This window comes from Pseudomonas sp. RG1, from assembly GCF_025910115.1.
Classification (GTDB): Bacteria; Pseudomonadota; Gammaproteobacteria; order Pseudomonadales; family Pseudomonadaceae; genus Aquipseudomonas; species Aquipseudomonas atacamensis.
Genome location: NZ_JAPCIK010000046.1, coordinates 156,000 through 178,660, shown reverse-complemented (window position 1 = coordinate 178,660; position 22,661 = coordinate 156,000). Strand labels below are relative to the sequence as shown.

The 22,661-nt window shown below is 55.0% G+C and carries 18 protein-coding genes and 1 tRNA gene; 6 read left to right on the top strand and 13 right to left on the bottom strand.

Annotated elements, in window-relative coordinates; translation table 11 throughout:
• Nucleotides 1-356 precede the first annotated feature (356 nt).
• From OK411_RS22940 to OK411_RS22885, 12 genes are all read right to left on the bottom strand, one after another.
• Nucleotides 357-4,109 (bottom strand): hypothetical protein, encoded by a 3,753-nt coding sequence (locus OK411_RS22940; RefSeq protein ID WP_264365739.1) that lies wholly within the window; start codon nt 4,107-4,109, stop codon nt 357-359.
• A 418-nt stretch (nt 4,110-4,527) separates the two neighbouring features.
• The gene (locus tag OK411_RS22935) at nt 4,528-5,610 is read right to left on the bottom strand and encodes a type I restriction endonuclease (protein ID WP_264365738.1); all 1,083 of its coding nucleotides are present in this window, start codon (nt 5,608-5,610) and stop codon (nt 4,528-4,530) included.
• A 710-nt stretch (nt 5,611-6,320) separates the two neighbouring features.
• Nucleotides 6,321-6,686, bottom strand: a complete 366-nt coding sequence (locus OK411_RS22930) for a histone-like nucleoid-structuring protein, MvaT/MvaU family (RefSeq protein ID WP_085606863.1) — start codon at nt 6,684-6,686, stop codon at nt 6,321-6,323.
• A gap of 313 nt (nt 6,687-6,999) precedes the next feature.
• Nucleotides 7,000-7,842, bottom strand: a complete 843-nt coding sequence (locus OK411_RS22925; RefSeq protein WP_264365768.1) for a chromosome segregation protein SMC — start codon at nt 7,840-7,842, stop codon at nt 7,000-7,002.
• Between the two features lie 231 nt (nt 7,843-8,073).
• The gene (locus OK411_RS22920; protein WP_264365737.1) at nt 8,074-10,989 is read right to left on the bottom strand and encodes a DUF927 domain-containing protein; all 2,916 of its coding nucleotides are present in this window, start codon (nt 10,987-10,989) and stop codon (nt 8,074-8,076) included.
• On the bottom strand, nt 10,986-11,258 hold the full coding sequence (locus tag OK411_RS22915; protein ID WP_102688199.1) for a DUF3077 domain-containing protein: 273 nt from the start codon (nt 11,256-11,258) through the stop codon (nt 10,986-10,988). The genes OK411_RS22920 and OK411_RS22915 overlap by 4 nt, the downstream gene beginning before the upstream one ends.
• Nucleotides 11,255-11,539: a hypothetical protein gene (locus OK411_RS22910; RefSeq protein WP_085655303.1), complete on the bottom strand. Its 285-nt coding sequence runs from the start codon at nt 11,537-11,539 to the stop codon at nt 11,255-11,257. The genes OK411_RS22915 and OK411_RS22910 overlap by 4 nt, the downstream gene beginning before the upstream one ends.
• A gap of 531 nt (nt 11,540-12,070) precedes the next feature.
• Nucleotides 12,071-12,376, bottom strand: a complete 306-nt coding sequence (locus OK411_RS22905) for a hypothetical protein (RefSeq protein ID WP_264365736.1) — start codon at nt 12,374-12,376, stop codon at nt 12,071-12,073.
• On the bottom strand, nt 12,373-12,639 hold the full coding sequence (locus OK411_RS22900; protein WP_264365735.1) for a helix-turn-helix transcriptional regulator: 267 nt from the start codon (nt 12,637-12,639) through the stop codon (nt 12,373-12,375). Before OK411_RS22900 ends, OK411_RS22905 begins: the two co-directional genes overlap by 4 nt.
• Nucleotides 12,640-12,727: 88 nt before the next feature.
• Nucleotides 12,728-13,648: a hypothetical protein gene (locus tag OK411_RS22895; RefSeq protein ID WP_264365734.1), complete on the bottom strand. Its 921-nt coding sequence runs from the start codon at nt 13,646-13,648 to the stop codon at nt 12,728-12,730.
• 244 nt (nt 13,649-13,892) lie between these two features.
• Nucleotides 13,893-15,134, bottom strand: coding sequence for a tyrosine-type recombinase/integrase (locus OK411_RS22890; protein WP_264365733.1), 1,242 nt, complete (start codon nt 15,132-15,134; stop codon nt 13,893-13,895).
• 164 nt (nt 15,135-15,298) lie between these two features.
• Nucleotides 15,299-15,383, bottom strand: a tRNA-Leu gene (locus OK411_RS22885).
• A 108-nt stretch (nt 15,384-15,491) separates the two neighbouring features.
• Here OK411_RS22885 and queA point away from each other — a divergent pair.
• The 6 genes from queA to OK411_RS22855 all read left to right on the top strand — a co-directional run bounded on the left by queA (nt 15,492) and on the right by OK411_RS22855 (nt 21,597).
• Nucleotides 15,492-16,556: a tRNA preQ1(34) S-adenosylmethionine ribosyltransferase-isomerase QueA gene (gene queA, locus OK411_RS22880; RefSeq protein ID WP_123444221.1), complete on the top strand. Its 1,065-nt coding sequence runs from the start codon at nt 15,492-15,494 to the stop codon at nt 16,554-16,556.
• A 14-nt stretch (nt 16,557-16,570) separates the two neighbouring features.
• Nucleotides 16,571-17,686: a tRNA guanosine(34) transglycosylase Tgt gene (tgt, locus tag OK411_RS22875; protein ID WP_160768392.1), complete on the top strand. Its 1,116-nt coding sequence runs from the start codon at nt 16,571-16,573 to the stop codon at nt 17,684-17,686.
• Nucleotides 17,687-17,729: 43 nt separating this feature from the next.
• Nucleotides 17,730-18,068 carry a preprotein translocase subunit YajC gene (gene yajC / locus OK411_RS22870; RefSeq protein ID WP_016773317.1) on the top strand — a complete coding sequence of 113 codons (339 nt, stop codon included), beginning with the start codon at nt 17,730-17,732 and terminating at the stop codon, nt 18,066-18,068.
• A 65-nt stretch (nt 18,069-18,133) separates the two neighbouring features.
• Entirely contained in the window at nt 18,134-20,002 is a 1,869-nt protein-coding gene (secD, locus tag OK411_RS22865; protein WP_016773318.1) for a protein translocase subunit SecD, read from the top strand.
• A gap of 9 nt (nt 20,003-20,011) precedes the next feature.
• Entirely contained in the window at nt 20,012-20,926 is a 915-nt protein-coding gene (gene secF, locus OK411_RS22860; protein WP_110603668.1) for a protein translocase subunit SecF, read from the top strand.
• Nucleotides 20,927-21,048: 122 nt separating this feature from the next.
• Nucleotides 21,049-21,597 carry a glycine zipper 2TM domain-containing protein gene (locus OK411_RS22855; RefSeq protein ID WP_007916907.1) on the top strand — a complete coding sequence of 183 codons (549 nt, stop codon included), beginning with the start codon at nt 21,049-21,051 and terminating at the stop codon, nt 21,595-21,597.
• Nucleotides 21,598-21,838: 241 nt separating this feature from the next.
• Here OK411_RS22855 and suhB read toward each other — a convergent pair whose 3' ends face one another.
• Nucleotides 21,839-22,657 (bottom strand): inositol-phosphate phosphatase, encoded by an 819-nt coding sequence (gene suhB, locus OK411_RS22850; RefSeq protein WP_016773320.1) that lies wholly within the window; start codon nt 22,655-22,657, stop codon nt 21,839-21,841.
• Nucleotides 22,658-22,661: the final 4 nt, after the last annotated feature.

Here is a 22,661-nt window from a genome sequence, read left to right as displayed (position 1 = left end):
GAAAAGCGCATCACGCGTGAGTGTTAGTTCGCCTGGCTCAACGGGTTCGGATTCGAAACTCATTCATTTAGCAGAAACCCACTAGCTCAAGATATGTCAAATGCGGGCACATTCGGATAACTGCCGTCACTCAGGTGTTAGCGGTGATTAATAGGAATTCGAATTTTCACTATAGGTAGTATGCGCCTTTCCAAGTTTCCACATCCAAGCGGCTGCACGATTACTAATTTTGGATATGCTTGTTTGCGATCGAGTGATTATTTATATCGGCACGACAAGTAACTTGGTGGCGAGTGGCTACAACAATAGCCACCCTTTGCATTTCAGACCATCATCTAAGTTTATTGACTACCAAATTAAAAGATCCCTAGATCGCGCTCTGCATCCACGCTGGATTCGCGCTCTATTTGACTATCGATAGAACCAATATATCCCCTTACCCACCTTTTTACGTTGACATTTTTATGCTTTAAAAGAGGAGTCAGTGCTAACTTATCAGCCTCCAAATGAGGAACCAATGATCCTGACCACCCCCTACTCCCCATGTTCGCTACCAAAGCGCTCGCGACACGTTTATCTTCGCCGAAATTCTCAAGAAGCAAAATAAATAATTCCGACGGGGTCTGAACATTATTCTGCACTTCAAATATATTTATACAAGCAGCGACAAAGCTGGACCCAGAATTTGGATGCTTATAACACCACGAAATAATTTCTCCTGAAGGAAAATAAGAAATAATACTTGGGAGTAGGCTTGAAACACTGCTTTCTCTATCAAGTAGCTTCTGCAACCAATAAAGTTCCATGCCTTTCGCTTTAGATATCGCTTCCCCAAAAACAGACCATAAGAGTTCGTCGTACTGCTGCACGATCTTCATAAGCAACGGCTTTATGTAGCTCCATAAATCACTATGATTAAACCCAACTCGGCATGAATCAATCAATTGACGAGAAATCGCAATAACAAATTCTTCATCACGAGTCTTTAACAGAGCCTCGATAAGTGCGGACCAACTGTGAAGATCCGTGTATGCCGCCGAATGTTTTTTGTGTAACGGAACTGCCAACAACAATGACTTTACGGACGTACGTATTTCGTCAACTCTCTCCATATTTCCAAAGCAGTACATAAACATTACATTCAGTGCTGGCCAAGCGGCCTCTTCACCTAACGCTGACAACTTCAAACAAAAATCCGAAACCACCTCTGGCGCCAGCTCACTAGTAACACCACCATAGCTCAAAACATTTGCACTATTGGTTGAGATCAATCCAGCCGATATAAGCTCAACCAGCTTATTTAGGTGTCGAGCATCAATATTTCCGGTACGAATAAGTTCAGGATAAAAGCTGACAAGCCGCTCATCAGAGGAAACGTAATCTATGTGCTTCTGCCAAATTTCCGGAGATTTCTCGTACACTCCACGAAATAGGCCGGTAATAAAGCTAGCATTTGCTTTGGCGTTTTCAGACAGCGCTGTTAAAGCAAGCTCAATAAGTTTGCTTTCATCTGCCAGCTCTAGCACTAGTTGATGCCCAAACGAGTGTGACTGTCGCTGCTCACCTTCAAGCAGAAGATCAATACACGAATAAAACTCATCGACATTTTCAGCAACTTCAGCTGCTAATTTTTTAGCATTCTCCGCCGCAACATCTATGTACCCCCCACCATCGCGCATTTTATGTTCTCGAGGTGGATTAACAACAACTATTCGAAGTTTCTCCACTAACGCTGCACCTTCTGGACTGAGTAGTTTCATCCAGGAATTTAGCGCAGAGACAGCAGTTTCTTCTAGTTTTTCGCCGTCGTACTCGAAGGTGTTTTTTATGCTGTCAAGTGCAGCAGGCCAGTATCGACCATTAGATTCTACGATGTATCTAATAGCAGCATCTAGCATATCAAGCCGACCTCTTCCTACAAAGCCTCGAATCGAATTGCCAATGTCATTTAATACTTTCTCTCTCTGTTTCTCGCCTCGATTTATCATCTCTAAATAAAAGTCGAAAGCAGTTTGCCAATAGTCGAATATTTCTTGCCAAATTTTTGGACGCCACTCTTCAAGAGGTGCTTTTGTACCTTGGTATTCTGCACCAACTGTCCGACCACCTCCAAAAGTACTAATTGCCTGCTCTAACGCATTAAGCAGCACCATATCAACTTCAACTTGCTCCATATCCATACCCTGTCGAAGCAAAGAAAAACGGGTATCTGGCGCAGCAGCAGTACCGGAGAGATTGATGCAAAATAATTGTGCAAATATGCCTGTGGCATTATTACTCCAAGATTCATTTTCTGCTGACGCTAATAGCAACATGCACCATGAGGCTTCCATAAACAAATCGGCATGAAAGCAGAGTTTCTCTAGCCCCCAAACTAAGTTTCTTCGAACGTCCCCCTCAATTGATAACAACTGATCGTGATCCATGGAGGTTAAAATTCGATACAGCGCAGCGGATGTGGCATCGGGGTTCACATTGACAAACGCGCGGAAGAATCTAGAACCCCGTTCCGATAGGATCACCTCCGCTTGGCCAAAAGGGCCTTGAGGACCACAAAGCTTCTCAGTGAGCAACTTCACGTCACTATGAAAGTCCATTTTCTCAATTTGGTTACAAAAACCCTCAATCATCCCTTCGGGGACAGAGTCAATTAATCCTTTTTGCTTTTCCTCTCGTGACTTCGTCCACCATTGCCCCGCCAACCGTATTGCCAATGGTTTAGGGACCACTTGACCAAATCGTCCGCGACGATCAATTAATCCTCGAATTGAATACTCTTGAATGCAGCCATAAACCTCATCAACATGCACACCAATCGTGTTGGCAATATACTCCAACTGGTATTCAACTTCTTTTTCGACGCCAAACACGTCAAACAAGGAACATGCCTGTAAAATCTTCAAACACGCCGGATTCTCTGCTTCATTACGTTTCCACAGAAGCTTGCTCGCGAGTTCGTCCTCCGTGAGACTGCCAATTCTTGGGTCTTCATTTAGTCTAGCTTCCGCCAATAGCACCGCCATTTGAGGGAAGCCTTGCGCGAAATCCACTATTCGCTTCAAGTCCGACAGGACATTATTATATACAGGACTTAGCAACTGAAAAAGTTCATCATCAGTCATTTGCTCTAATTTAAAGCAAACAGTTGGAGCCGCCATCGAATCAAAATTATAGTCAAGAGTCAGCAATCTCACACGACTACCTTCACGGCGGACTTCCTTTACAAGCCTTTCATGCAGCCGATACTCACAGTTGTCGACAACAATAATGGCCTCATACCCCAATGTAACCCAGTCAGCTATAAGCGAGTCAATATTAGGTGCATGATTAGCGTCGACATAAACAACCAAACTTCTAATTTCCTGACTTTCACTGAATACTTGAAACGCTGTTCTTGTTTTACCTAAGCCAGACAATCCCATTATACGAAAGCAAGCTTTCGGCACAGACAAACCAACCTTTAGCTTCTCAACTATCTCACTACGACTAGCAACAGCGGCAAAAGGTAAGCGTGATAGATCTTCATGCTCACTCCAAAGCTCGTAGGTTTTCAAACCTCGCTCAACTGGGCGACCACTCCAATGCTGAACTGCTACAACAGCTGAAATATAACGATTAACCCAACCTGCGATTTGACTTGCATCATATATGCGCAAGTCACACTCATTCGCATACTCTTTGCCAACACCAACAAGAGATGTTCTTATTTGCTTAATGCGTGCCTGCTTTTGTTTTGAGTTTAGCTCTTGGGTGGTAAATACTATATAACTTCCTCCATCGGCAAGAACTTGATCCACTATTGGTTTGACCAAGCCGTTAGAAGTGAGCACCTCTTTTGCATATGCCGCCGGCCCCATATCGGTCGCTTTATTCTGAAACAAACTTAGCCGATTGGGAATGTAGTCTGTGGAGTCTGGCCCCTGCTCCCAGGAAATCCTCCCATCTTCACCGCCGTCGCCGGTAATTATATTAAGTGCGACTTCAACGGCACGCTGCGCAATACCGAAACGAAAAGCTTCGGCGTGCAGAAGCTCCTTGAGCAATTGCGTTAGTTGGATATCATTTAATTTATTGATATCACCAGACTCGACATTAAATGGCTTTGCCATGATTCTCCTTTTGCTTATTTATTTCCTGAGCGCCAATTATCGATTATGAAGATCATCAATCTTCGCTACAAAAAAACTCAAACATACAGTTAACTATTTAGCGTTACGAATGAATACATGCACCTTGACGTCCTGTAACACTGTGTCCAGCTTAGAGGTGCTCGCGGTAAACGCGATATCGCTCATAAAAACGCGACAAGGGTGAAGATAAGCCCTGCGGAGTTCCAGGTTCAAAAGCAGCATTGGTGACGCTACCCATTTGATGTCACTGTGTCCAGCGTCCGTACTTGAACGGTAGTGGTCGCTTGCCAACGTCCGCTTTTGGCCGAAAGCTGGCAGTCACCAATAGCATCTATGGCCGGAGATTAGCGGAATCCCAGTCCTAGGGCCTGTAGGTAAAGAACTGGGAAGTCCTTGCTCAGGCTTCTTGGTAAAAAGATATCGTCTCTTTTAGCGAGGCTGAAAACTCATAGATCTCGTCGAGTGATTTGATAGGGTGGCGCGTTTCGACTTTGTCTTTGTCAAAAATACCAAGATATTTTTGACTACGGTTGAAGTGGAGTCTAGCGATAGGCTTGCGGTTATTGTCGTCTAGAAGGATACCGAAGTAACTCTGGGTGTCTCTGCTGGCTATTCGCTTTGCATCTATGACGGTCCGGACAATCGCTTTTATTATATGGAAGCCTTCCAGCTCCTCCATCGTAGTCAGAATACGATCTTCAGGCTCCTCTTGGGCTTCAGCTTGATTTTCAGCAACGACCGATTCAGCGAGCGTGGGAAACGTGGCTTTACTCATCGCTGACTTCAACCTATCGTTGATTTGGTCACTAAGAAACTGGGCTGCGGCTTTCCTTGTGAGCAGAGTAAACTGATCCCGAACCTTTTGGGTTATGACCCCTTCGTAGACTCGCGATGCGAAGAAACGAACGAAGTCATCATCAGGCTGCGTGAACTGCCTAGCCATTTCCTTTTTTATATTTCCAACATACTTTAGTTCGCCTGCAGCATTGATGATCGAATCAACGTCAAAAGCGGACTTCGTAAGCTTTTGAAGTTCAGGGATGACGTGCTCATCAATGTTAAGCAAGTCGACCTCAAGAAACGGCTTTTCATCCATTTTGTTTGGTGCATCAAGATCGGTATAGAACCGGTAAAACCTGCCATTTGTAAGGATGGAAATTCTTGCAGTTGTGACATGAAAGTATCGGAAGAGTTGGCTCGCATGATTGATATTGAGCGGCTCGCCGACTTTTTTTGTTTCGATCAATATCTGGATCTGGCCATCTTTCAAAATCGCGTAATCAATCTTCTCCCCTTTTTTCGTGCCCACATCGCACACGTATTCGGGAACGACTTCGGACGGGTCGAATACATCATAGCCCAGCACGGTATGAATGAACGGCATGACAAAAGCAGTTTTCGTTGCTTCCTCCGTTTGTATGGTCGAAGCTAGCTGATTGACCTTCGCTGACATTGCGTTCAAGCGTTCTACAAAATCCATTTCACTGCTCCGTTGCACGTTCACCCGATCTGGGTCGTAGAGGCGCAACGCTACTATGGCTAAATCCACCTCTGCTACTGGCATTCCATCCACGCTGGATGCTTGGACAGGGAAAATGACCTTTGGGCATTGCTATCGTGTACAGAAACGCCTCTGCTTTTGGCCGGAAGCGGGCGCTTCCACACGTCCGCTTATGGCCGAAAGCAGACGTCCGTGAGCGGCGGCTAGTGGGCAGACGCGGTCGTTAAGAAAAAATCGTGGAGGGCAGCCAGGAGCAGCTCGTTTCTAGCGGTTGGGAGGGCAGAGTCAGACTTCGCGGAAGGCTTCATCACCCGTGAGGAGCGCAGAGTGATGATCGAGAAGGCTGCAGCGAACTACAGGGAAGCAGTCGAGGGCGTAGGGCAAGGCACCTAGCATTAGCGCAGATGGGTAGAGCTGCGCTGGAGCGATCAATGTTCGCGATGGTGAATTGTCGCTGGTCGGGGCCGATCACCTCGACAGACAAACTATGGTCGGCATTTATCGAGCAGGTGATAGCGCATTGCGGGAGGCGCCGAGACAACAGGTCGCCAATTTCACGTCTGCTCATTGTGTCCACAACGTTGACTCCTTTTGCTGATGGTAGCGATTCTTAGATGGTGAGGTCGCAGGCGCGAAGGATGTGATCAACAAAAGAAAAGGCCTCTGAGAGGCCTTTTATTCAAGCTGCGTTATTTCTTCACCCAGCTTTCAACTTCGTCGGCACCGTGCTTGGTCTTCCACTCCTTCAGCGTCTTGTGATTGCCGCCTTTGGTTTCGACCACTTCGCCGGTGTGCGGGTTCTTGTAGACCTTCAGAGCGCGAGGCTTACGCTTGCCAGGTGCCGCCGCTGGTGTTGAAGCGCGCTTCGTGCTTTGCGGATCCAGCAGGTTGATGATGTGCTTGAGGCTGAAGCCGTATTGGTTGAGCAACTCGCGCAGCTTGGTTTCGAACTCGATCTCTTTTTTCAGCGCGCCATCGCTCTTCAGTGCTTCCAAAGCCTGAAGCTGTTCGGCGAGGTGCTTTTCGAGCTGGCGGTATTCGGCAAGTTTGGACATGTTTGATTCCTACATTTGTTTGATGACAGTTTGAATGTTGGTGCGGCTCACAAGTTCAGCGCTATTCTGACAGTTTAAGATACTCTCGGATGCTAATGATCTCGGCTTTTATCAATTTCACGGTGAGAATCTCGACTTCCGTTTTTATGCGAGGTTTGTCCACGAATTCCAGCATTTCCTTTAAGGAGACTATTCGTGCATTCAGTAGGTCTTTCCAGTTAGGGGTGTTTCTAAGGTCAAATTGAATGATCATTTTGTAGCCTGTGGAGGTTAAACAGCCTACCTGCGTAGGCTGTTTCGGTGGCTCAGCGCATTACAACGCGAGAACGTCTTGCAACGAGTACTTGGAGGCGCGTTCCCACAAATCGCTACTGGTCCAGTTCCGGAAGTTTTCGCCTTCTTCAGGAATGATTAGTTTCCTGAGACTAATTTGCTCGCCGCCAACCAGATCAATGGCAGACCAGAGCTTGCCGCCCATCTCCAGCAACTCTTGAGCTTTCTCGTTCCACTGTTCCTCGAGAACAGTTCGCGCCAAGAGCAACGCCCTTCGCTCGATGGTCTTGTGCTCTTTCCGCGCCTCGTCGATGTGTTGATCCACGATGACGAGTTCCTGCTCCAGCGCGGCAATGATCAGAAGCTGTCGGCGATGGTGCTCGCTCGCAGTCGCCAGATTCTTTGCAGCTTTCTGGGCATCGGCATTGGCAGTCTTCTCACCCTCGGTGTCGCCCCAGGCCACAGCTTGTGCATAAGCGGTTGCTGCATCGGTTTCGGCTTGTCGTGCCTTGGCCATGTCTTCTTCTGCTTGTTGTTGGATCTGTGTCAAGCGGGTGCTGAGGCTGTCGCGTTTCTCGTTAAGCTCTTGCTCGTCAGCTTTCCAGTTATCCATCGACTCGGTGTAACCCGCCATCAGGGTTTCGTGATTGACCAGCTTTTCACGTCGTTGAATGCGAGCCTCTGCGTAGTCAGCGCGCGTCTTGCAGGAGTCGTAAGGAATCTTGAGGGTGTTGTACTCTTTTCGAACTTCATGCAACCGATCTGCGTCGAGTTCTTCCTCGTTTTCCAAGAGCGCTTCCAGTGGTGCTATTTGCACGTAGTGCTCTGCTGCCTCCCTCAATAGGTTATCGCGGTGGGTCTCCAACTCTGCGATTTTGTCCAGCAAGGCGCGCTTCTTTTCGCAGATGGCTATCGCTTCGCCGTTGGCTGCAGCTGGCAGTGAAAGTCCTGTGGCTCCGTGGATATCTGGACCGGTGACTGGCAGTTCGTGTTGTTCGGTGGAAGTTTGGAATTCGTTCATCTGTCTTGTTCCTTCAAAAATTGGGTTTGGGTTGAATGAGCGGCTGGCGAGGCCGGGAATAAGCCGGCGTTACCTCGATCAGCGGGGATGCCCTCAGGCGGCCCGAGCCTCGCCGTCATCCGGTCCTGGAATAGCCTTCACGATGTAGCAGCGTTGCTGCCCGAGGCCGGGGAGCCGCACCAGACTCGACGCCTTGCCGTCGCTGCTCGGTTCCAGCACACCGCGCTGCAGTAGCTCCTTGTTCACAGCCGTGAGGTTCATGCCTCGGAAGATCTCCGAGCGCCACGCCTCGGTCAGCACGTAATAGGTGTTGGTGGTGTGCATGGTGTCGCCCATGCCGTGCTCCAGCGTCTTGCGAAAGCCCAGGCGGTCAATAGTGCGCGGGCCGTGTTCGTCGATCTTGGCCGCTGCCGATTCCCAGCGTGTGAAACGGCTTTCACCAAAACGCTCGATTACCTGGCGCAGCCGCGCCAAGATCGCATCGCCCTCGAAGTTTCCGGCGCCGCCGCGCTCGTGAAGCCATGCGTTTAAGCACACCCGAGCGGCGGTGGTGGCCGTGCCATCCGGCCAGCCCGTGATGCCCATCGCGGTGGCCAGCTCGCCTGCTGCGGCGGCGAGGCCGAAGCGAGCAGCGGCACGGTGTGCCTGTCCACTCGCGGACGCAGGGAGCGACTTGGAAATAAAGCCTTCCAGCGTGCGGCGCAGGATTGCCGCCCAGCCGTGGCGCTTGCCGGGTTCGCACAGCGCAGTCAGGAACGCGGTAAGCGGTGTGCCGTAATAGTTCGCCACCCGCGCTTTGAGTGCGTCGGACAGAGCGGCCGCATCTTCGAAACCGTTGAGCGTGTCGAACATGCCCAGACCTTTGCTGGCATCCGCCGGAACGGCGAGCATGCGTACCTCCATACCCGCTTTAAGCTCCTTGTTGGCTTCGGCCATGTGCTGCGCCAAGGTCTTCTCGCCGGTGGAGAGAAACAGCAGACGCCATTCCTGCACCTGCCGGCCTGCTTGGCCTCTATCATTGGCCCGAGCCTTACCGGTGCCGTTGCCCAGCATGTACACCGTCTCGCCGATGATGCGGGCATCACACATTCCGATTTCATCGAGCACCAGAAGCCCGTCGGAATGCGCGGCAGCGATTGACTCCAGCGCGTTGTCGGTCGACCGCCACGAGCGCACCAGACGCGGCCCGCCGTAGATCGAGGCGGCGACTTGCAGGTGAGTGGTCTTGCCGCCGGAGCTGTCACCGTACAGGTGAAAGCCGCCCGATTCGTGGCCGAGCATGTGTAGCAGAGGGCCGGCGAAGGCCACACCGACGACAAACGCCAAACGGTGGTTGCCGATGCACAGCGCACCGATTTGCTGTTGCCATTGTTCCAACGTGCCCGCTTCGCTGATCGGCGGAAGCTGCGCGCCGGCCTCGTAGAAGTGCAGGTGTTCCGCGTGCATGCCGACCTGTTGCTCGGGCAACAGAAAAGCGTTGTCATGCCAACCCAAACGAGTGACCAGACGCGCACGTTGCGCACTGTCGAAGCCGCCAAGGTAACTCTGCAAATCGTTGCGTGCGTTGCGCCCCGAGCGACTGCCGGCCAGACGCAGCCCCATGTCCACCAACGGGCCGAGCACGTCTTTGCCGAAGTCACCGGTCATTGTGCGTGCCGGGATGTTCCAGCGTTTCTTGGTCCCGTCGGGGTCGTCGAACTCGACCAGCAACCCCCAGTTGTGGCCCTTTTCGTCCCGGGTACGCGCAAGGATCTCCAGCGGCGAACACACCGGGCGTGCTTCGCCGTCGTCACCGGCATAAAACACACCTTCGGGCGTCAGGCGAAAGCCACCGGGCATCAGGTCGTTTTTCGATTTTGCCGGTCGCTTGGCCGTTGCTTTGGGTTTCGCTTCCGGCTCCGGTTCTGACTCGGATTTCACTTGGGCAACTACCGGCTTTTCCTCGATCACACCGAACAGCTCGCCGCCGCTTTCCAGCGCGGTGAAGTGGCCGGCGGTCCAGCCTTTGGCGAGCGCATCGGCGGCATCGTCGCCGTCATCCCATTGACCACCTTTCGCGAACGCGGCGCGGTCATTCTTCAGCGTCGGCTTGCGTTTGAACACCTCCAGCGCGATGACCCGGACCGAAGCGGCGCCGATTTCGCGCAGCTTTCCGGCAACGGTAGCCATGCAGGCTTTACCGCTGTCGTCGTTGTCCGGCCACAACACCACGTTTCGTCCCTTGAGCGGCGTCAGGTCGGCTTTGTGCCAGGAGTTGGAGCCGTTCGGCCAGCAGGTGGCCACGTAGTTCGGCAGCAGTTCGGTGGCAGCATCGGCCGCTTTCTCGCCTTCGCACAGAACCACTGGTGCGTCAGCACTCTGGGCCAGTTCATCAAGGCGTAGGAGTGGACGCGGATCCGGCAGACCCTGCCAGCGCCATTGTGTGGTTTGACCATCGGAGCGCTGACACCATGTCAGAGGCGCAAAGACCTTCTTCGGCTTGCCGTCTTCATCGGGGCCGAGGTCGAAGCGATACAGCGCCATGAGGGGATGACCCTGTGCGTCGCGGTAGATCCAGACCTTGGACGGCACACCGTGATCACGGTGCTTGGCCGGGCACTTGTTCATGGCCTCGGCCGGGATCGGCTGAATGGCGTTCCACGTCGGCGCCTTCGGCTTGGTCGGTGCGGCGATTGTCTTGGCGGCGCCCGACGCGACGTTTAGGAGGTCGGCCAGTTTGTTGCAAGCCTCGACGTCAGTGCCGCCGTCCAGATAGCGCACCAGATCGATCAGGTCGCCGCCTTTGTCGCCGGTGGCAAAATCCGCCCAGGTGCCCTTGCTCAAATTGACCTTGAGCGAACCCGCACGCTTGTCGCTGCGAGTCGGATTCGGAGCGGTGTATTCCTTGCCGCCGTCCACGCGCTTGCCGTTGGGCAGCCAGTGCGACAAGACACGATCAATGTCTTTCAGCGCGGCGGCTTTCACGTCGGCAAAGCTCGGGCGTTTAGCGTTGTTCGGTCGTTGGCTCATGTGTCAGCCCTCGGCAGAAACAGCGCATCGTTGATGTCGTCGATCAGGGCTTTGGCCATCTCGCCCAGGTACAAGGCGGGCCAACTGAAACGCTCGCCGTGGTCACTCATGGCCGCGTCGAAACTGAGCTGGTTCGCGTGATGCTGCAGTAACGACACCATCTCCAGCGCGTCTTCGATGGGTACTCCGGCATTCACCCGAAACAGCTTCAGGTCGGTGGCATTAACCCGAGAAAAGGTAGCGTGGCCCGGTGTGGTGGAAATGCTCATAGCGCACCGCCTTTCTGCACTGCAGGTGCCGAAGTGTTGTCACCGTGCATAGCCAGCGTTTTGATCAGGCCAAGGGTGCCGCGCACGTCCCAGAGGACGGCGGCGATGACGTGATTGGCAAGGCGTGAGGATTCGTTTTCGAAGTGGTCTTCCAGCAGCGTCAGCACCGAGTCAGCGCGGTCAATAGCGCAGGTGATGGCGTCGATAGGTACGCCGGCTTCGGCGGTTGGGTTCACGCAGAGCAGGTCTTCGGGAAGGGCAAAACTCAGGGCGTTGTTCATTGAGCACCGCCTGCGGTTTCGAGTGCGCGGGCTTTGGCCATGTGAGCGTTGTAGCGGGAGAGGCGTGTAGCGAGGCTGGAGTTGGCGTGTAAAGCGGCGAGAGCCATTGCACGGTGTGCAGCGGCGCGAATTTTGGACGGATTGAGGGCGTGCATTGGTGAAGCTCCTGTATGTGAGGAGCTGCCACTGATCGTCGCCAAACGATGTAAGGGTGGCAGCTGTGCGCGGGTTGGCGAACCGGGCATACAGGACCCCGGCAGACCCGAAGGTCTCCCACGCACAGCCGCCATAAAGCAGGAATGCGGGCACAAAAAAAGCGCCTGCAATCGGTATGGGGGCGCCTGTGCGCCTGTATGAGCTCGGGTCGCCAAACCCGGTCGCTGAATTTGCAGCGACGGCCAGAGAGTAACGTCCGTGTTTCGAAAGTGCAACTGCGCTGATGGCTTGCGGTTTTTTCATGTGCGGCATAAATTGTTCGGGCATGTAGATTGACCTCAACGCCTCCGGATCGCCCCCGGAGGCGTTTTCGTTTCAGGCAAGGGCTTCCCAGCGCAGGGATAGAAGAGGCAGGAAGCCGCCGCTGAGCATGGAGCGGGCGTCTTCGTAAGCGTCGACCTGCTGGCCTTCGTCGACGACAACAGCCCCGGTCTTTTCGCAATGGAGGGATAGGGCGCACCAAGTGCCGTCGGCCCAGCTGAGCACGCTGACCACGCGACCTAATTTGTCCTGCTTGCTGCGATAGCGCTCGAGGCGCTGCATAAGGCGAGGTGAAAACCCGATTTGACGCAGCACTGAAAACGGATGCATCAAAGCTTTCTCTGCGATTTTGCGATTCATGCGGCCACCTGATCACGCGCCTCAATGCGGCTGCGTGCCCATGCTTGGATTTCGGAAAGAACCCACGCCACTGGCGCTCCACGTGCGGTGCTTGTGCTCAGTTTTACCGGGCGTGGAAAGCCGCTCTTTGGGCACTGCATTAGTTTGTAAATAGTGGGGCGTGCCAGGCCAACGATAGCCATGACTTCGGATATTCTGATCAAGGTTGTCGCGGGGTCGCGATGAGGAATTTGGTTGATTGTTGACGCGCGGGAGTTAGACATAGTCGTGCCTGTAAGGTGAGAGACAGGCGCAGACTAAAAGACGAAAAAAAAGCAAACATGGTTTGCTTTTCGTCGGTACAGCGAAATTTTATCTAGGGAGAAATTTACCTTTTCTCAGGTATTTTCTAACGGTTGGGGCTGATGCCTTGCCCAAGTCGACTAGCGCTTTGACTAATTCAGTTTCCGTTATGTTGGGGCTGGAAGAGATTTGGCTTTTTGCCGCTTTGCTTATGTCCTCAAAAAGCTTCTTGGTGTTCTCTTGTTTGATTGTGCCTGGCTTGGCGTTAGCCTTTCCGGCCGCTTTGCCCTTTTCCGACGCTTTTGCGGCAAAAGCCTTTTCCAGTGCTCTTCGCAGAAAACCTGATGCGCTAAAGTCATTGCGCGAAATGTCCGCCCAGTCCGCTTGTTGATAAAGTGAAGCAAGCATCAAAGTCTTGGAGGCCTCGCCATTGAAATCAGCAAACTCCTCTCGTGCCTCGATTTCGAAGTCGCTCTTTCGCTTTCGTTCTCTCTGAATGAGGAGGAGGTATTGTTTGGGGTCGGTCTGTCTGATCTGCTCCACCAGATCTAGATCCAGATCGTAGAGGGAGCGTTCTAGGTCGAATAGCCAGTTCGCAAGGACTTCAACCGCCTGCACAGCTTGAATAAGCGCATAAGTCGCTACGAGTTGCGTGTCGCTTGCGGGATGATCATTGCCAAGGAAGCGGCGAATGACTCTGGGCAGTGAGGTCGGTTCGGAAAAGTAGAAATGCTCTTCAATAGGGTCGCGAAGTCGAAACATTGTCTTTGTCGCTGATTCAGCACAGTCAGCGTATTGGCCGTCCTTGAGCCAGACAGATGTTGCATTGTGGATGCAGGTAAACGCATCACGGAAGTGCTCGGAGAATTGGCTGTATAGCGCCAACTCACGGACAGCGAGTTCGACCTCATCAAGATCCCAAAGCAGGCAGCCAACGTCTACCCCGGCAATCTCAAGCTCTAAAGCTTCGGTGCCAAGATTCCTGTTCATTAAGATACCCCTCGCCCCGTACCGTGCGTACTGCCCCAGCGAGGTGTATCTGGCAAAACAGCTGCCAGCAGGGGGCATGTGGTTCGATGACGGTTACACACGTCAGCAGCGTTACACGCGGAGTTTGTCGAGCTAGGATCCGGTGTAACTTTAAGAAAGTCTATTATTTTCAATAGGTTGGGTTTGTTTGTTACACGAGTAACACCCGTTACACCGGTTTTAGAGATAGTCTGGGTAAGTGATCTCATACGGCCTTTCCAAACTGGGCTTGCACTACATTGCCAGCTGCGAGTCCATCAAGATGATCGGCATACCACTGCATCATCGTTACGCGTTGCTCAAGGTATTGGGCCTTGTTGTATACCCCTGAGATGCCTTCCTCTTTGTGAGCCAGCTGCGCTTCAACATGCTCCTTCGGCCAGCCATGTTCTCGAAGCAACGTGCTTGCGGTGTGCCGAGTACCGTGTCCAACAAGGCGACCCTTGTAGCCGATGGTTGCAAAGACTTTGTTGATTGTGTTTTCACTAATAGTTGGGTTCTTGGCTCCTACCCCGGGGAAAAGCCAGCGACTCCGTCCTGTTAAGCAGTGCAGATCCTTCAGAGCGGTAACAGCTTGATGGGGAAGGGGGCATACGAAATCCCGACGCATCTTCATCTTGGCAGCAGGTGTCGTCCAAATAGCTTTCTCAAGGTCGAACTCTTTCCACTCAGCCAAGCGGACCATGCCAGGGCGCGATGCTGTCCAGACACAAAGCCAAGCGGCGGTGCGGGCTGTCAGTCTGCTTGGTGTGTTTTTGAGTGCGTGGAGGAATTCCGCCAGCTCAGGTTCCAGCAGGTGTGGATGCTGCTGAGTCTTGGGGGCTTGGGCTGCAATGTCACGGAGGCGACTACCCGGATCGTTTTCGGTGAGCCCTAAGCCGATGGCTCGGCCGAAGATCTGATTGATCCAGGTGCGACACTTTTCCGCCACGTTGTGTGCGTTTCGCGCTTCGAGGGATGCCTGGAGGTCTGCGCAGTCGGTACGGGTGATTTCGTCGAGGGGCTTATTTCCCAATGCCGGGAGGATGTCCTTATCGAGGTAAGTGCGGATTTTGTTAAGAGTGGAGGGAGCGAGGCCCTTTTCTTCTTTGGCCTTAAGCCAAGCTTCCGCAGCAGCTCTGAAGGTCCTAGTCCTGGCAGCGTCAATGGCAGCTTTGGCAGAGCGTTTCTGTTCGAGAGGATCGGCCCCGCTGCTAACTACCTTGCGTAATTCGGCAGCTTTGTCCCGCGCCAACGCACCACTCACTTCCGGGTAACCCCCTAGCCCCATCCAAGCCCAATTGCCCGCCGGACGTTTGTAGCGGAGCTGCCAGGATTTACCACCATCAGGTTTAACCCTGAAGTAGAGGCCGTTTCCGTCCAGCTCCCGGTATTCCTTTGATTCCGGCTCCAATCCCGCAAGTGTCGTGTCAGCGAGAGGGCGGCGCTTGATGTCTGCGCGCTTCATCCTTGTATCCCAAAGTTAGATATTTTTCTCAGGATACAAGCAGGGATACAGGGATACAACGGATAAGGGGAGACAGGGGTAGTCAAGCAGGCACAAAAAAACCGGCAAAGTGGCCGGTTTCTTTGGGTCTGAGAGGCTGGTAGAGACTCTCAGATACTGCTATGTGGTGCCCCGAGGGAGACTCGAACTCCCACTCCTTTCGAAAACGGATTTTGAATCCGCCGCGTCTACCAATTCCGCCATCAGGGCTCAATGGCGGCGAAGTATAGAGAGGTGATTACCGTTGGTCAATCACGTTTCATGGTCAATTTTCGATATTTCCGCTAGACTTTCCGGCCCTGCTAGACGAACCCCATCATGCGCGTTGCTGACTTTACTTTCGAGCTTCCTGATTCGCTGATCGCCCGCCATCCGTTGGCCGAGCGTCGCGGTAGTCGCCTGCTGACCCTTGATGGGCCGAGCGGCGCCCTGGCACACCGTCAATTCACTGATTTGCTTGAGCATTTGCGCCCGGGCGATTTGATGGTGTTCAACAATACCCGGGTGATTCCGGCGCGGCTGTTCGGGCAGAAAGCGTCCGGCGGCAAGCTGGAAATTCTCATCGAGCGCGTGCTCGATGCGCACCGCGTGCTGGCCCATGTGCGCTCCAGCAAGTCGCCGAAACCGGGTTCGAAGATCCTTATCGACGGCGGTGGCGAAGCCGAGATGCTCGCGCGTCATGATGCGTTGTTCGAGCTGGGTTTTGCCGAGGAAGTCTTGCCGCTGCTCGATCGCGTCGGGCACATGCCGTTGCCTCCTTATATAGACCGCCCGGATGAAGGCTCGGATCGCGAGCGTTATCAGACCGTGTACGCCCAGCGTCTGGGTGCGGTCGCAGCGCCGACGGCGGGGCTGCATTTCGATGAGCCGCTGATGCAGGCGATTGCTGCCAAGGGCGTCGAGACTGCATTCGTGACATTGCACGTGGGCGCGGGGACGTTCCAGCCGGTGCGTGTCGAGAAGATCGAAGATCACCACATGCACAGCGAGTGGCTGGAAGTCGGCCAGGACGTGGTCGATGCGGTCGCTGCGTGCCGTGCGCGGGGCGGTCGGGTGGTTGCGGTCGGCACCACCAGCGTGCGTTCGCTGGAAAGTGCGGCGCGCGATGGTGTGCTCAAGCCGTTCAGTGGCGACACCGACATCTTTATCTATCCGGGCCGGCCGTTTCATGTGGTCGATGCCCTGGTGACCAATTTCCATTTACCGGAATCCACGCTGTTGATGCTGGTTTCCGCGTTTGCCGGTTATCCCGAAACCATGGCCGCCTACAAGGCCGCCGTGGAAAACGGCTACCGCTTTTTCAGTTACGGGGATGCGATGTTCATCACCCGCAATCCCGCTCCAACTGCCCCTGAACAGACAGGCCCAGAGGAAACAGAATGAGTCGCGAATGTCGAATGTCCTTTGAGCTGCTGGCCACCGATGGCAAGGCTCGTCGTGGTCGCCTGACCTTCCCCCGTGGCACCGTCGAGACCCCGGCGTTCATGCCGGTCGGCACCTACGGCACGGTCAAGGGCATGCTGCCGCGCGACATCGTCGCCACTGGCGCGGAAATCATTCTGGGCAACACCTTTCACCTGTGGTTGCGTCCCGGCACTCAAGTGATCAAGGAACATGGCGACCTGCACGATTTCATGCAGTGGAAAGGCCCGATCCTCACCGACTCCGGCGGCTTCCAGGTGTTCAGCCTCGGCGCGATGCGCAAGATCAAGGAGGAGGGCGTGACCTTCGCTTCTCCGGTCGACGGCGCCAAAGTGTTCATGGGCCCGGAAGAGTCGATGCAGGTGCAGCGCGATCTCGGTTCCGACATCGTGATGATCTTCGACGAATGCACGCCGTATCCGGCTGACGAAGACGTCGCGCGGGTATCGATGGAGCTGTCGCTGCGCTGGGCGCAGCGTTCGAAGAATGCTCACGGCGACAACACCGCGGCGCTGTTCGGCATCGTCCAGGGTGGCATGCATGAAAACCTGCGCATGCGCTCGCTCGAAGGCCTCGACAAGATCGGCTTCGACGGCCTCGCCATCGGCGGTCTGTCGGTGGGCGAACCGAAGCACGAAATGATCAAGGTGCTGGATTATCTGCCGGGCCAGATGCCCGCTGACAAACCTCGTTACCTTATGGGCGTTGGCAAACCGGAAGATCTGGTTGAGGGTGTGCGCCGCGGGGTGGACATGTTCGATTGCGTGATGCCAACCCGTAATGCCCGCAATGGGCATCTGTTCATCGATACCGGTGTGCTGAAGATCCGTAACGCGTTCCATCGCCATGATGAATCGCCGCTGGATCCGACCTGCGATTGCTACACCTGCCAGAACTTCTCGCGCGCTTATCTGCATCACCTGGACAAGTGCGGCGAAATGCTCGGCAGCATGCTCAATACCATCCATAACTTGCGCCATTATCAGGTGCTCATGGCTGGTTTGCGCGAGGCTATTCAACAGGGTACATTGGCCGCCTTTGTCGATGCCTTCTACGCCAAACGCGGACTTCCCGTCCCGCCTTTGGACTGAGTTTTCTGACCCCAAGATTCAACATTTGCAACTGGAGTGCTAAATGAGCTTTTTTATCTCTAACGCCATGGCTGACGCAGCTGCACCGGCTGCTGCAAGCCCAATGGGCGGCGGCTTCGAGTGGATTTTTCTGGTCGGCTTCCTGGTCATCTTCTACCTGATGATCTGGCGTCCACAGGCCAAGCGCGCCAAAGAGCAGAAGAACCTGCTGAGCAGCCTGCAGAAGGGCGACGAAGTCGTGACCACTGGCGGCATCGCCGGCAAGATCACCAAGGTTGCCGATGACTTCGTGGTTCTGGAAGTGTCCGACACCGTGGAAATGAAGTTCCAGAAAGGCGCCATCGCCGCCACGCTGCCAAAAGGCACGCTGAAAGCGATCTAAGAGCAACAACTTCTACTCAATCGACGGGGCGCGCAAGGCGCCCCGCGTTCATAACGGGCGGCGTGATGCTGAACAAATACCCTCTGTGGAAATACATTCTGATCCTGGCGGTGCTGGCGATCGGTCTGATTTATTCCGCTCCCAATCTTTACCCCGATGACCCGGCCATTCAGATCAGCGGCGCCAGCACGGCTCTGCAGGTCAATGACGCCGATCTGGCTCGCGTCAGCACAGCGCTGAAAGAGTCCGGCATCAACGTCAAGGCGGCCACGCTGACGGCGGGCGGCAAGGGCGGTCTGATCCGTCTGAGCAAGGCTGAAGATCAGCTGCCGGCCAAGGACGTTGTACGCAAGGCATTGGGTGATGACTACGTCGTCGCGCTGAACCTGGCACAGACCACTCCGCAGTGGCTGCGCAACCTCGGTGCGCACCCGATGAAGCTGGGTCTGGACTTGTCCGGTGGTGTGCACTTCCTGCTCGAAGTGGACATGGACAAAGCCCTCGATGCGCGCCTGAAAGTCTACGAGGGCGACGTCAAGAGCCTGCTGCGCAAAGAGAAGCTGCGCTATCGCAGCCTGCCGCAACTGGGCGGTGCCATTCAGTTGGGCTTCAGCGATGAAGACTCCCGCGAACAGGCCCGTGCGCTGATCCGCAAGAACTTCAACGATTTCGACATTGTTCCGGCCGACCTCAACGGTCAACCGGTGCTGCGTCTGGCGATGACCCCGGCCAAGCTGGCGGAAATCCGTGAATACTCCATCAAGCAGAACCTGACCACGGTACGTAACCGCGTCAACGAGCTGGGTGTTGCCGAACCGATCGTGCAGCGTCAGGGCGCCAACCGCATCGTGGTTGAGCTGCCGGGCGTGCAGGACACTGCCGAAGCCAAGCGTATTCTCGGCAAGACGGCCAACCTTGAGTTCCGTCTGGCCGCTGAGCCGGGCGCTTCGAAAGCCACTTCCGAATCGTTCGAATTCCGCGAAGGCAACCGTCCGCCAGCGCAGATCGAGCGTGGTCTGATCATTACCGGTGACCAGGTCACCGACGCCAAGGCCGGTTTCGGCGAGCACGGCACGCCTGAAGTGAACATCCGTCTGGATGGCCACGGTGGCGAGCTGATGAGCCGCGCGACCCGTTCCAACGTCGGTCGCAGCATGGCGGTGATCTTCATCGAACAGCGTCCGGTCACCACTTACACCAAGCAAGTGGTTGATGGCGTCGAGAAAGACGTTGCGGTGCAGACGTTCAAGGAAGAGAAGAAGATCATCAGCCTGGCGACCATTCAGTCGCCGCTGGGTGCGCAATTCCGCATCACTGGCCTGAACGGTCAGGGCGAGTCGTCCGAACTGGCGCTGCTGCTGCGTGCCGGTGGTCTGGCTGCACCGATGTACTTCGCTGAAGAGCGCACAATCGGTCCGAGCCTGGGTGCTGACAACATCACCAAAGGTATCGATGCTTCCCTGTGGGGCATGCTGTTCGTGTCGCTGTTCATCATCGCCATCTACCGCTTCTTCGGCGTCATCGCCACCGTCGCGCTGGCGGTGAACATGGTGCTGCTGCTGGCGTTGATGTCGTTGCTGGGCGCCACGCTGACCCTGCCGGGTATCGCCGGTATCGTCTTGACGATGGGTATGGCGGTCGACGCCAACGTACTGATCTTCTCGCGGATTCGTGAAGAGATCGCTGCGGGCATGACTGTGCAGCGGGCAATCAACGAAGGCTTCGGCCGGGCATTCACCGCGATTCTCGACGCCAACCTGACCACTTTGCTGGTCGGCGGCATTCTCTTCGCCATGGGCACCGGCCCGGTGAAGGGTTTCGCAGTGACGATGTCCCTCGGGATCTTTACCTCGATGTTCACGGCCATCATGGTGACCCGCGCAATGGTCAACCTGATCTTTGGCGGACGTGACTTCAAGAAGTTGTGGATTTAAGGGGCTGCCATGTTACGTACAATCAACTTCATGGGCGTTCGCAACTTCGCGTTCGGCGTCACATTGCTGCTTACCGTCATTGCCTTGTTCAGTGTCGCCACCAAGGGCATGAACTGGGGCCTGGACTTCACCGGCGGTACGCTCATCGAGCTGACCTACGAGCGTCCGGCCGACGTCACCAAGGTGCGCGAGCAACTGGCGACTTCCGGTTATCACGAAGCCGTGGTGCAGAACTTCGGTGCGACCACCGATCTGCTGGTGCGCATGCCGGGTGAAGACCCGCAGTTGGGCCATCAGGTCGCAGACGCATTGCAGAAAGTCGGCGGTGACAACCCGGCGACGGTCAAGCGTGTCGAGTTCGTCGGCCCGCAGGTCGGTGAAGAACTGCGCGACCAGGGCGGCCTCGGCATGCTGCTGGCGCTCGGCGGCATCCTGATCTACCTGGCGTTCCGCTTTCAGTGGAAGTTTGCGGTCGGCGCCATTGTGTCGCTGATCCACGACGTGATCGTGACCGTGGGTATCCTCTCGTACTTCCAGATCACCTTCGATCTGACAGTACTGGCGGCAGTGCTGGCGATCATCGGTTACTCGCTGAACGACACCATCGTGGTCTTCGACCGGGTGCGTGAGAACTTCCGCGTGCTGCGCAAGGCGACGCTGATCGAGAACATCAACATCTCGACCACCCAGACCCTGCTGCGCACCATGGCGACCTCGATCTCCACTCTGCTGGCGATCGCGGCGCTGCTGTTCTTCGGTGGCGACAACCTGTTCGGTTTCTCCATCGCACTGTTCATCGGTGTACTGGCGGGTACCTACTCGTCGATCTACATCGCCAACGTGGTGCTGATCTGGCTGAACCTGACCACCGAGGATCTGATTCCTCCGGCCAACACCGACAAGGAAGTCGACGACCGTCCATAACGGCCAGCGATTTTTCCGGCTGTCAGCCAACAAAAGGCGCGAGTTGAACTCGCGCCTTTTTTTGTGCTCCAAGGCTGGGAGAAGCGCGGGCGCGTCCCGCATGTGATGGTCAGGAGGTTCATGTGAACAAGTCGTTGCTGGTTGGTGCGGTATTGGGTGCTGTCGGTGTCACAGCCGGGGGTGCTGTTGCCACCTACAGCCTGGTTAAAAGCGGCCCTGAGTATGCGCAAGTATTAGCCGTTGAGCCGGTCAAGACACAGATCAAGACTCCACGTGAAGTATGCAAGGATGTAACGGTGACCCGTCAGGCACCGGTAAAAGATCAACACCAGATCGCCGGTACCGTGGTCGGCGCGCTGGCCGGTGGTTTGCTGGGTAACCAGATTGGCGGCGGTACCGGCAAGAAGATTGCCACGGTGGCCGGTGCGGTCGGTGGCGGTTATGCGGGCAACAAGGTGCAGGAGGGCATGCAGGAGCGTGACACCTACACCACCACGCAAACCCGCTGCAACACGGTCAATGACATCAGCGACAAGGTCGTCGGTTACGACGTGCGTTACTCGCTTGATGGCAAGGAAGGCAAAGTGCGGATGGATCGCGATCCGGGTAACCAGATTCCGGTCGACAAGGAAGGCAAGCTGATCCTGTCGCAGAATGAGCCGGCTCAGTAAGGATTTACGGTTGTGAAAAGAAGCACCCTGCGGGGTGCTTTTTTTATACCCGCGATTCAGGGCAGCGCGCGATTCTCACCTGTGCGAGCGAGCCTGCTCGCGAATACGGTCTACCAGTTGATATTTACTTTGCTGGCACGCCCATTCGCGAGCAGGCTCGCTCCCACAGGGAATTGTGCTGTTTGGAATTGCAGGCACAAAAAAAGCACCCCGAAGGGTGCTTTTTGGTTTCGCCTAAAGCTTAGCGCTTCAGCGAGGCCGGCAGGTGCGGCTGGATCGCCGTCAGCACTGCCTTGAAGCATTTGGTGTTGCCGGCAACGATGTGGCCTTTCTCAAGGAAGTCGTGACCACCGGTGAAGTCGCTCACCAGGCCGCCGGCTTCTTGAATCAGCAGGGCGCCTGCAGCCATGTCCCACTCGGACAGGCCCGATTCCCAGAACGCATCGAAACGACCGGCAGCTACGTAAGCCAGGTCCAGGCTCGCCGAACCGGCGCGGCGGATGCCGGCGGTCTGGCCAACCAGAGCGCGGAACATGCCCAGGTAGTTGTCGAGGTTGTCCATCTGATCGTCACGGAACGGGAAGCCAGTGCCGAGCAGAGCGCCGTCGAGGCTGGTGCGACCACTGACGCGCAGACGACGACCGTTCAGTTGAGCGCCGCGACCACGGCTGGCGGTGAATTCTTCCTGGCGGACCGGGTCCAGAACCACTGCGTGTTCCAGGCGACCACGATATTTGCAGGCAATGCTCACTGCAAAGTGCGGAATGCCACGGAGGAAGTTGGTGGTGCCGTCCAGCGGATCGATGATCCACAGGTACTCTTCGCCTTCGATGCCGGTGCCAGCGTGCAGGCCGGTTTCTTCACCCTGAATCGAGTGATTCGGGTAAGCCTTGCGCAGGGCATCGATGATTTTCTGTTCAGCGGCGCGATCGACCTCGGATACGTAATCCTTGGCGTCTTTTTCGTCGACCTTGATGGTATCCAGGCGCTCGATGGAGCGGAAGATCAGTTCACTGGCGCTGCGGGCGGCGCGCAGCGCGATATTCAGCATGGGCTGCATGGAT